This is a genomic window from Kitasatospora sp. NPDC003701 (assembly GCF_053587085.1).
In genome coordinates this window covers 88,365-97,699 of sequence record NZ_JBSFNM010000034.1, presented here as the reverse complement: position 1 = coordinate 97,699, position 9,335 = coordinate 88,365, and the positions used below count along the sequence as shown (strand labels likewise).

At 66.3% G+C, this 9,335-nt stretch carries 15 protein-coding genes; 12 read left to right on the top strand and 3 right to left on the bottom strand.

Annotated elements, in window-relative coordinates:
• The 3 genes from ACWDRR_RS27715 to ACWDRR_RS27705 form a co-directional block, all read right to left on the bottom strand.
• Nucleotides 1-228: hypothetical protein (locus tag ACWDRR_RS27715; protein ID WP_449774953.1), on the bottom strand; the 228-nt coding region annotated here is incomplete at its 3' end.
• Nucleotides 216-473 carry a hypothetical protein gene (locus ACWDRR_RS27710; RefSeq protein WP_449774952.1) on the bottom strand — a complete coding sequence of 86 codons (258 nt, stop codon included), beginning with the start codon at nucleotides 471-473 and terminating at the stop codon, nucleotides 216-218. The genes ACWDRR_RS27715 and ACWDRR_RS27710, both read right to left, overlap by 13 nt.
• Nucleotides 470-850: an ATP-binding protein gene (locus ACWDRR_RS27705; RefSeq protein ID WP_449774951.1), complete on the bottom strand. Its 381-nt coding sequence runs from the start codon at nucleotides 848-850 to the stop codon at nucleotides 470-472. The genes ACWDRR_RS27710 and ACWDRR_RS27705 overlap by 4 nt, the downstream gene beginning before the upstream one ends.
• Nucleotides 851-1,181: 331 nt before the next feature.
• Between ACWDRR_RS27705 and ACWDRR_RS27700 the strand changes: the two genes are divergently transcribed.
• The 12 genes from ACWDRR_RS27700 (at nucleotide 1,182) to ACWDRR_RS27645 (ending at nucleotide 9,309) form a co-directional block, all read left to right on the top strand.
• Nucleotides 1,182-2,045 carry a helix-turn-helix domain-containing protein gene (locus ACWDRR_RS27700; RefSeq protein ID WP_449774950.1) on the top strand — a complete coding sequence of 288 codons (864 nt, stop codon included), beginning with the start codon at nucleotides 1,182-1,184 and terminating at the stop codon, nucleotides 2,043-2,045.
• The gene (locus tag ACWDRR_RS27695; RefSeq protein ID WP_449774949.1) at nucleotides 2,038-2,232 is read left to right on the top strand and encodes a DUF397 domain-containing protein; all 195 of its coding nucleotides are present in this window, start codon (nucleotides 2,038-2,040) and stop codon (nucleotides 2,230-2,232) included. Before ACWDRR_RS27700 ends, ACWDRR_RS27695 begins: the two co-directional genes overlap by 8 nt.
• A 40-nt stretch (nucleotides 2,233-2,272) precedes the next feature.
• A complete protein-coding gene (locus tag ACWDRR_RS27690) occupies nucleotides 2,273-2,467 on the top strand; it encodes a DUF397 domain-containing protein (protein ID WP_449774948.1) in 195 nt (64 codons plus the stop codon).
• 40 nt (nucleotides 2,468-2,507) lie between these two features.
• Nucleotides 2,508-2,702 carry a DUF397 domain-containing protein gene (locus ACWDRR_RS27685; RefSeq protein WP_449774947.1) on the top strand — a complete coding sequence of 65 codons (195 nt, stop codon included), beginning with the start codon at nucleotides 2,508-2,510 and terminating at the stop codon, nucleotides 2,700-2,702.
• 272 nt (nucleotides 2,703-2,974) lie between these two features.
• A complete protein-coding gene (locus tag ACWDRR_RS27680) occupies nucleotides 2,975-3,166 on the top strand; it encodes a hypothetical protein (RefSeq protein ID WP_449774946.1) in 192 nt (63 codons plus the stop codon).
• Nucleotides 3,150-3,677: a DUF6879 family protein gene (locus tag ACWDRR_RS27675; RefSeq protein ID WP_449774945.1), complete on the top strand. Its 528-nt coding sequence runs from the start codon at nucleotides 3,150-3,152 to the stop codon at nucleotides 3,675-3,677. Before ACWDRR_RS27680 ends, ACWDRR_RS27675 begins: the two co-directional genes overlap by 17 nt.
• On the top strand, nucleotides 3,674-4,507 hold the full coding sequence (locus ACWDRR_RS27670) for a helix-turn-helix domain-containing protein (protein ID WP_449774944.1): 834 nt from the start codon (nucleotides 3,674-3,676) through the stop codon (nucleotides 4,505-4,507). The genes ACWDRR_RS27675 and ACWDRR_RS27670 overlap by 4 nt, the downstream gene beginning before the upstream one ends.
• A 92-nt stretch (nucleotides 4,508-4,599) precedes the next feature.
• Complete coding sequence (locus ACWDRR_RS27665) at nucleotides 4,600-5,502, top strand: phosphotransferase (RefSeq protein ID WP_449774943.1); 903 nt, start codon at nucleotides 4,600-4,602, stop codon at nucleotides 5,500-5,502.
• Nucleotides 5,503-5,536: 34 nt separating this feature from the next.
• Complete coding sequence (locus ACWDRR_RS27660; RefSeq protein ID WP_449774942.1) at nucleotides 5,537-6,532, top strand: nucleotidyltransferase domain-containing protein; 996 nt, start codon at nucleotides 5,537-5,539, stop codon at nucleotides 6,530-6,532.
• 10 nt (nucleotides 6,533-6,542) lie between these two features.
• Nucleotides 6,543-7,214, top strand: coding sequence for a histidine phosphatase family protein (locus tag ACWDRR_RS27655; protein WP_449774941.1), 672 nt, complete (start codon nucleotides 6,543-6,545; stop codon nucleotides 7,212-7,214).
• Between the two features lie 9 nt (nucleotides 7,215-7,223).
• Entirely contained in the window at nucleotides 7,224-8,369 is a 1,146-nt protein-coding gene (locus ACWDRR_RS27650) for a hypothetical protein (RefSeq protein WP_449774940.1), read from the top strand.
• Nucleotides 8,370-8,454: 85 nt separating this feature from the next.
• Nucleotides 8,455-9,309 (top strand): hypothetical protein, encoded by an 855-nt coding sequence (locus tag ACWDRR_RS27645; RefSeq protein WP_449774939.1) that lies wholly within the window; start codon nucleotides 8,455-8,457, stop codon nucleotides 9,307-9,309.
• Nucleotides 9,310-9,335 lie beyond the last annotated feature (26 nt).

The following is a 9,335-nucleotide window of genomic DNA, read 5'->3' as shown; positions in this document are numbered from 1 at the left end:
TCCGATGACGCGGTGGCCGAGGTGGGCGGCGAGGGTGTGGAGGAGTTCGTGGGCCTGGTCGTGGGTGAGGGGGAGGGCGAGCTGTTCGCCGGGGCGGGTGTGGATGTCGAGGTCGACGGCGAGGCGGAGCTGGACGGTGGCGTCGGGGGTGTGTTCGACGGTGAGGTAGGCGACGGTGGTGCGCTCGGTGTGGATCGCGTCGGTGATCAGGGGGATCAGGACTCCCACGGCTCGTTCCTCTCGGTGTCGCGGAGCAGGTGGAGGAGGTTGAGGAGGGTGGCGACGGGGGCGTTGCCGAAGTCGATGAGGATGCGGCCGTCGACGGTGCCGCCCAGGGTGGTGGCGGAGCCCCAGGCGATGCCGAACCGGGTTCCTCGGGTGTGGAGTTCGGTGAGGAGGGCGGTGATCTGGGCGTGGGTGTAGTCGCGCATGCGGGGGTCGTCGGGCGCGATCGGGGTGCGGTTGACGGTCACGCGGCGGCGTCCAGCTCGAACCAGACGGTCTTGCCGCCGCGCTTGCGGGGTTCGGTGCCGAAGCGGTGGGTGAGGGAGCGGACGAGGTGCAGTCCCCGGCCGGAGAGCTCGTAGGGGTCGGCGGAGGTGCGGGGTTCGGGCAGGACGGGGCTGTCGTCGGCGACGGAGACGCGCAGGGTGCGGCCGGCGTGGAGGACGACCACGACGGTGGGGGCGGGGGTGGCGCCGTGACGCCAGGCGTTGATGTAGAGCTCGCAGAGGGCGAGTTCGGCGTCGTGGATGAGGTCGTCCGGCCAGGCGGCGAGGGCGAGGGCGTCGCGCAGCTCCTCGCGGGCGGCGGACCAGTCGGGCGGTTCGGGCATGGTGAAGGCACACATCAGGGACCTCCGGACAGAGGAAGCGGTGGGTTCGTCGACCGGTGAGGGAGTCGTCGCCGTGAGCCAGGCCAGAACGGGACCGGGATGCCACGCGTGGCTGCTCTGCGGTGCGGGGGCAGCAGGCGCCTACTGCCCTGGAAACAGGCGTTACTGACGATCCATCGGATCGATGTGAGAACGACGATAGCGCACACCGCCACAAATTTAAGCTAGGTACCGAAGGGTTCCCCCTCAAGTGGGACAGCAGCCCGCGAGGTGGCTCGCCGAACCCGGATGGACCCCTTCGCAAGCTGCGCGGCACACTGGCCTCAGCACCCGCAGAGAGGACGCCATGGCCCTTCGTCCCAACCCAACCCTTCGGCAGCGCCGCCTCGGCGCCGAACTGCGAAGGATGCGCGAACAAGCCGGATTCGGAGGCAGCCAGCTCGCCCGCACACTCGGGGTGACTCCTGCCCAGGTGACCCAGATGGAGAACGGGAAGACGGGCGTAAGCGTGGAGCGCCTGCGCGCAATCGCGGCAGCCTGCATGTGCGGCAACGAAGCCCTGGTTAACGCACTCGCCGACATCATCGGAGAACGAGGGAAGGGCTGGTGGGATGAGTACCGCCCCAGCTTGACCACAGACCTACTCGACGTGGCCGAGATCGAGGGCTACGCCGAGAGGATCTCCACCTACACGATCACCTTCATTCCCGGACTGCTCCAGACGCCTGCCTACGCAGCTTCGGTATTCGCTCGCGCGATCCCGCCGCTGCCGCGCTCTGATATCGACCTCAGGATGGCCTTCCGTCTGCAGAGGCAGCACATCGTCCGATCGGGCACGACGCCCTACACGGCCTTCGTCCATGAGGCTGCACTCCGCATGCAGTTCAGCGGACCAAAGGTTCTTGCTGAGCAACTCGGCGCCCTCATCCGGGACTCCGAGAGCCTCGGGATCTCAGTCCGAGTCGTACCGTTCGATGTCGAGTCACTGCCGGGCCCCAGCGAGAACTTCACCTACACCCAAGGACCGGTCCCTGAGCTGGACACCGTACAGATCGACATCAGCTTCGGCTGCCCACTCTTTGATGCCCCTGCCCAACTGGCCAGTTACCGCGAGATCCTCGCCCGCATGGCGTCTGTAGCGCTCTCGGAAGAAGACTCACGAGACTTCATCCGATCCATCCAGAAGGAGATAGAGAGCAAGCATGGATAGCCCTGCATGGCAGAAGTCCAGTTACTCCGGCTCAAGCAATGCATGCGTCGAGGTTCGAACCGTGGACGGTCTGGTCGAACTCCGCGAGTCCGACGACGGCGACATCATCGTCCGCACCACCCCCACTAAGTTCGCCACCTTCCTCCAAGGCATCAAGGCCGGCGAGTTCGACCACCTCACCACCTGACCCGACATACACAGGAAGCCTCGTCACCTCGGGAGCCGCCATGTCCAGCACCAACTGGCAGAAGTCCAGCTACTCCGGCGCGAGCGACAACTGTGTCGAGGCGCGCGTGGTAAACGGGCTAGTCGAACTCCGCGAGTCTGACGACGGCGACATCATCGTTCGCACCACCCAATCCAAGTTCGCCACCTTCCTCCAAGGCATCAAGGCCGGCGAGTTCGACCACCTCACCACCTGACCCGACATACACAGGAAGCCTCGTCACCTCGGGAGCCGCCATGTCCAGCACCAACTGGCAGAAGTCCAGCTACTGCGCAGCACACGACGACTGTGTCGAGGTACGCGTGGTAGGCGGACTGGTCGAGCTACGCGAGTCTCACGACGGCGACATCATCGTTCGCACCACCCCCACCAAGTTCGCCACGCTCCTCCGAGGCATCAAGGCCGGAGAGTTCGACCACCTCACCGCCTAACCTGATGTCGGCCCCTCGCTCGCCCGAGCGAGGGGCCGACGAACAACCCGGGCCGACGAAGCACCTCTCCCCAACGCAACAGAGCTGCGGAGTGGGAAGTCGGACCCGCCGACTTCCCACTCCGGCCGCAACACCGCCCTTGGTGGGTTGTGAACTTCCGATCACTTGTCCGAAGTTGGTCCAGTTTCCAGTATCGGAAACGCGAACCTCTTGCCTGTACCCCGGTTGCCTCGGGAGCATCGTCGGGAGACCACGCGAGCGAGGAGGCAACAGTGGAGCTGACACGGCTTGTAGGTTCCTGCGATGAGGGCGAGTGCCCGACCCTGTACTTGACGGATCGGGGCACGCTCGCCGTTCAAGGCGAGCGGGTAAGCGAGCACGATCTCCGGATTCCCGCTCATGAGGCGCTGGTAGAGGTCCCCGTCGAACTCATTCGAAAGGCCGTCCATGACAACCTCATCTAGGACGCTCGGAGACTGCTTCTCGGAGTTCGGCCAGGAGGCGTTCCGACTGGAAACGCTGGACGACTACAGCCAGTCCGGTGGAGTGGACGCCTACCATGCTTTCCTCGCGGGCGAGGAGCAGCCCGCAGACTACAAGACCGCCGGGTGGGTCAAAACGGTGGCCGACGCCACGCGGGCCGGCAAGCGCATGTACCGGGTCCACATCCTCTCGCGCCCGCTCACCGACTATCTCCGGTTCGAGCTTGCATGGGGCTATCACCGGAACATGGCGGCCGGGGAGGAGTTCTTCATCCTCGACACCACCAGTCAGGAGAACCCGATTCCGGAGGCGCCGGACTTCTGGCTGTTCGACGACGAGACCGCGGCCGTGATGAGCTATGACGACAACGGAAGGTACCTCGGGGTCGAACTCCTTTCCGACAGCCGGCTCGCCGGATTCAAGACATACCGCGACACCGTGATGGCGCGGTCCGTGCCGTTCGCCGAATGGTGGGCAAAGTACGGCGAGTGAACAGGACACAGCTCGGGGCGGCGCTGCGGGAACTCCGGCAGGCTTCCGGAAAGGAAGCCAAAGCGGTGGCCCGTGGCGCCGTCATGTCTCCGAGCAAGTTGAGCAAGATCGAGACCGGCAAGGTGCCACCCACCGTCGTGGACGTGGAGCGCATCCTCACGGCCATAGGCGTGTCGGACGAGATCAAGGCCGAGTACATGGCTGCTGCGCGGGCAGAGGCCACCGAGACAACGGCGTGGCGGCTGATCCGACGCCTGGGCCACCATCGCAAGCAGCAGCAGATCAAGGCGCTGGACGACTCGACCCACCTGCTACGCCTGTTCCAGCCCTCCCTTGTCCCCGGACTACTCCAGACCCCGGAGTACGTACGGGCTGTGTTCGCGAGAAGAGATCTCAGCGAGGAGCAGTTGTCGCGTGCTGTTGCAGCGCGGCTCGCCAGGCAACAATCCCTCTACGACCCGACCAAGGCGCTGCAATTCGTCATCAGGGAGCCTGTTCTCCGGTGGCGTCTCGTGCCGGCCACGATGATGGCCGGACAGCTGGACCGCATCATCTCCATTTCGCGTCTGTCGCATGTAGACATTTGGATTGTCCCTCTGGCCGCATCGCAGACCGACGTTCCAGCACACTCCTTCGTCATCCGGGATGACCGCATGGTCACGGTCGAGACCGTCCACGCCGAGATCATGGTTACTGACCCGCGAGATGTCGAGGTGTACGTTCGCAAGTTCGATGGATTCGCAGCCATGGCTTTGTCCGGTGACGATATGCGTCGGATGGTCGAATATATCCGAGACGGGTTCTTTCGGGAACAGGAAACCGTCTCCTAGTGCTCCCCGCTGCCCATACCTTGGTTGCCGGGATCCGCCCGACACAACCACATCTGCGCCATGCCAATTCAGCGCTACGGAAGGATGGCTGGATGAGCGACTGGGAGTTCATCAAGGATAGAACCGCCACCGTAGGCGCTGTGTGGCGGTCGGTCGACGGCCTGCTCTACAAGCGGACCGGTGGCAAGGACCTCCTGGCAGAGACCGAGCTCCAGCAGCTGGCCGCCGGCCTGGGCTACCCGGTGCCGGAGATCGTCGACAGTGGCTCGGAGGACGGCAGCTACTTCGTCATCGAGCGAGCCATCGGCGAAACCTCGCTGCATGAGGAAGCGCGAGCCGATACCCAGCGCGACGGGCACGTCAGCGCCCAGGTGATCAGCAGGGCGGCCGCCATCGGATCAAGGCTCCTGCAGGCCCAGGCGCGCCACCCCCGGCCCGCCACGCCCTGGTTCGAGCAGGCAGCCTTCGCGGCCGAGGTCTTCGCAGAGAACCCGGACCTCGACACCCCAAGGGTCCACAAGGTGGTCAAGCACGCCCTCGACCGGCTGGACCGACTCCCGATGGTGCATGGGCATCTCGACTACGGCCTGCCCAACGTCTTTCAGGCGGGCGTCATCGACTGGCAGCACCACGGACCGGTCCCGCTCGGTTACGACGCCTACCCCGCGCTCGACATCGTGGCCTTCAAGGGCGGCGGCAAGGGCTACGCCATCACCCCCGAGCAGCGCGCCGCCTACACCGCCGCTCTCGACGAGACCACCGCCGCCCTGATCGGACAGCGAGTGAGCGAGTACCTGGGCGACTTCCTGCTGGTCAAGTGCTTCTTCTTCCTCGCCCTCATGCGACCCACTGACCCCGAACGGCACGACAAGCACATCAAGTGGCAGTACCGTCGCGCCCTTTTCACGATGGGACTTGATCAGTATGAGTCGTCCGACACGATCGACACCGGCACCTTCCCCACTCTGGAGCGGTTCGCCGCTGAACACCGGTAGCCCTGTCCCCGCCGTCCGCGATCGCGACTACCTGATGGACCACCACGGCGTCGTCTTCAAGGTCATCGGCGACAGCCACCCCGGTAGCCACTACCTGGGCTACGTCAAGTACCACCCGGACGAGAAAGGCGACCGGCGGCTCTTCGACCGGACCTACCGCCAGAACAGCGTCGTATCGAAGTCCTTCGGCATCCTGGCCGGTAGGCCGGAGTGCTACGTCTACTCCGACACCCTCGGCTGCGTCATCACCGGCATCCCGCGCGAGGACGTGGCCGTCCATTACTCCTGCCGCCAGGCCCTCGCCGCCATCCACGAGGACCCCGGCGCGGTCGCCGACAACCCAGCCGGCAAAGACCTCCTGGCGATCACCGGGTGGATCACCGCGAACGACGCCCAGGGCCTGATCGGCGTCACCGGCTCCTTCCTCGTCGGCTGCTTCAACGAGCGCTCCGACATCGACCTCGTCTGCTACGGACCCGAGGGCTACCAGACCGCACAGGAGCTCTTCCAGCAGACCGACCTGATCCGGCCGTACGACGGAGATGACCTCACCCGGCTGTACATCCGACGCGCCAAGTACATGGAGGGCAGCTCATTCGACGCCCTCATCAAGCAGGAACGCCGCAAGCTCCAAGGACTCACCGCCACCGCCGGCGCGCACATCAACTGCGAACCCATTCGCTCCGACCGCGACAAGACCTTCGCCCGGATCTCCTCCAAGGAGATCGGCGAGATCTCGCTCCTCGCCAAGATCACCGACCACGCCGAGGGTCTCACCACCCCGGCCGTCTACGGGATCAAGGTCAAGACCATCCTCAGCTCGACCATCGACGAGGCCGACTCCTTCGCTCGCCGGATCACCCACATGCGCTCCTACCTCGGCGCCTACACCGGCGCCTTCAGGTCCGGCGACACCGTGCACCTGTCCGGCAAGCTCGTCCACACCCAGGACGGCGAACACAGCGGCTTCGGCGTCGAACTCACTCCCTGGACCGTCAGCGGTTCCTACGTCGCCAACCTCGCCGGATAGGAGCCTCGTCTTGCCCCTGCTCGTCATCCGACACGCCGAGTCCGTCGAGAACGCCGACAAGTACAACGGCTTCTACCAGGACCCCCGCCCCTTCAGCGGAGCCGCCGCCCATGCCATCTCCCGCGCCATCGTCGGCCTGACCCCGCGCGGCTTCCGGCAGGCCCGGTGGCTCGCCGGCGTTCTGCCGGAGCTCGCCGGCCCCGAACCGCACGTTTACACCTCGACCTACCGCAGGGCGATCGACACCGCCGCGATCGCCCTGCCGACCCTCCCCGATGGCTGGCCCCGGCAGACCGCGCTCCTGGACGAGCAGCACTACGGCGACGCCACCTACATGACCAAGCGCGAGCTGCTCGACAGCTACCCCGCACTCGCCGAGGACCGCCGCCTGCGCAAGCACATCTGGACCGCGCCGGGTGGCGGCGAGTCGCTCGCCGAAGGAGTGCTCAAGCGGGCCGCCGAGTTCGCCGCCCTCGCCCAGGCCGAACTTCAGGAATCGCGCACCGTTGTCGCCTTCACCCACCAGACCGCCGCAGTGGCCCTTCGATCCCTGCTCGAATCCTGCACCTTGACCGAGATCCTCGCCGAGGAGCGGAAGGGCAAGATGCCCAACGCCGCGATCCTCCACTACGAACTGCGAAACGGCCGGTTCACCCGGACGGGAACCACCCCGCCGATCTAGGAGGATCCCGTGCGACACCTGTTCCTCAACGGGCCCGTCCAGAACGGACCCTTCACCTTCGCCACCCGCCCCGGCAAGGCCGTCGGCATCCGCCTCGCCGCCGCCCTCAACGCCATCCTCGGCTTACCGCCCACACCCCACCTCTGGAACACCGTCACCCTCGCCGGAGATCTTCGCCACCGCGAGGCCGACGGCCCGACGATCCCCCGCCAACGGTTCGAAGCCGACCTGATAACCGACAAATACCCGCCCGGACAGTTCCCGGTGGGCGGCATCATGACCGACACCGACGCCGAGGTCGCCCGCCTCGCGCTGGAGATGATCGAGAACAACCTCTGCGCCGGTACCCTCACGATCAGCCGCGAGACCGTCCCTTCCTGCCGGGCCTGCGGTCACATGACCGGTACTGGCAGCCACCCCTGCAACGCCTGCGGCAGCACCGACACCGAGGACCGCACGGGCCTCCACCTCGTCGCCGAACTCGCGAAGGACCGCCCCGTCCTCGACCGCTCGGACATCCACGCCAGCCACCGCCAGCAGCCCAGGCACCTGCAGAACACCGCCGGCAACGTCGCCGAGCGGCTGATCCTCTCCCGAACCCGCGACCACGGCATCGACCTCTCGCCCCACGGCCTCGACGGCCTCGTCCTCGACCCACGGGTCGGCATCCACGTCACGGTCCTCGCCGCGGCCCGGCGGCACGAAGCGGACACGGCCGTCATGACCATCACCGAGAACGCGGCCAACCACATCGCCGCCCACGGCCAGCACTTTCGCGAACACGGCGGCGCTCGACTTCAATACGCCCTGCACGGCTACCTCCCGTACGACCACACGGCAAGCCTGCAACCGCTCCACGAGGCGTACCGAGCCACCCAGGCGATCAAGGAGAGCTTCGAAACGTGGTTCCTACCGCTCTTCTCCCTGAGGACCAAGACCGCGACGAGTCCGGAGCAACTGCCCGCGCTCTTCAAGCACTACATGCGGGCACACCTGGCTCAGCCTGCCGAGGTCAACGCAGCCGCCTTCAATGCCGTACAGCACGCGGTCGGTGCCGGCAATGTCAGTTGGATCACGAACAAGCAGGGACTGGCCAACGTGATGGCCGCTCGCCGTGCTCCCATCCCGTCGGCGGCTGGCCCCGCACATGGCTGAGCCTCTTCTCGGCCGGCCGTGAGCCCTCGGTGCTCGGGCTGACCACAACCGATCAGCCATTCGACGCACTGCTACGGTCACCGACATGACACCCCCGGTAGTCGGCGGCCGCGCCATTGGTTTGCGGGTCGAGCCGATCCACGAGGTGCTCGATCGAGTCGCGCGGACTCTTCAAGTCCACCTCGCCACGGACACGATGGTGCGCAAGCGACGTTCGATCGGAGCGCGGACGAACCGCGAAACCTGGGTCCGCATCGAGCGACGGCCGCTGCACAAGGTTCTCGGGCAAGGCTGGAACGGCACCGAGTGCGCCGAGGCTCTGACGGGCATCGCGAAGCCCGACTGGAAAGAGTCCGTAACCTGGCGCTCCGTCGACGCTGCCGTATGGCGGGCGGACGAAACCACCCTGCTGCCCGGGGCTCCCGTCGGCACCAGTGTCCTCGCCGCCGATCCGCGCCTTCCAGAGGCGTGGTGGAAGGAACTGGGCCGAACGCTGGACTCGCTCGCAGCACAGCAGACGAGGCGCATCGCGACACCGGACACCGAGCTGATCACACAGCCGCTCGTCACCGAGACGATCCAGGCCGCCTTCCCGAGCCGGGCCGACACGACCGTCCGCCACTGGGTGCCGGCTCACGCCGATCTCAACTGGGCGAACGTCACCGGTCCGTGCTTCTGCCTGTTCGACTGGGAGGACTGGGGTGACGCACCGCGCGGCCTTGATGCCGCCTCGCTGCTGGCAGCCTCCATGGCCGTCCCGGCTCTGGCTGAACGTGTGCGGTGGGAACGGCGCCACGATCTGGACAGCCGGGACGGCAAGGTGATGCAGCTTTTCGTGTTCGCGAAGTTCGCCGGTCCCGACGCCCATCCGGCCGATCCCCGGGTCGAGCCCGCGCGGCAGGAGGCCGCACGGCTGGTCGAAGACCTTCAGAGGCCGTAGAACCTGCACCCCTCATCTGCAGGCTC

Coding starts and splice junctions, on each gene's coding strand:
- ACWDRR_RS27685 (WP_449774947.1), top strand. CDS start 2,508: ATGTCCAGCACCAACTGGCAGAAGTCCAGCTACTGCGCAGCACACGAC.
- ACWDRR_RS27700 (WP_449774950.1), top strand. CDS start 1,182: ATGGCCCTTCGTCCCAACCCAACCCTTCGGCAGCGCCGCCTCGGCGCC.
- ACWDRR_RS27675 (WP_449774945.1), top strand. CDS start 3,150: ATGACAACCTCATCTAGGACGCTCGGAGACTGCTTCTCGGAGTTCGGC.
- ACWDRR_RS27660 (WP_449774942.1), top strand. CDS start 5,537: ATGGACCACCACGGCGTCGTCTTCAAGGTCATCGGCGACAGCCACCCC.
- ACWDRR_RS27645 (WP_449774939.1), top strand. CDS start 8,455: ATGACACCCCCGGTAGTCGGCGGCCGCGCCATTGGTTTGCGGGTCGAG.
- ACWDRR_RS27690 (WP_449774948.1), top strand. CDS start 2,273: ATGTCCAGCACCAACTGGCAGAAGTCCAGCTACTCCGGCGCGAGCGAC.
- ACWDRR_RS27665 (WP_449774943.1), top strand. CDS start 4,600: ATGAGCGACTGGGAGTTCATCAAGGATAGAACCGCCACCGTAGGCGCT.
- ACWDRR_RS27695 (WP_449774949.1), top strand. CDS start 2,038: ATGGATAGCCCTGCATGGCAGAAGTCCAGTTACTCCGGCTCAAGCAAT.
- ACWDRR_RS27705 (WP_449774951.1), bottom strand. CDS start 850: ATGTGTGCCTTCACCATGCCCGAACCGCCCGACTGGTCCGCCGCCCGC.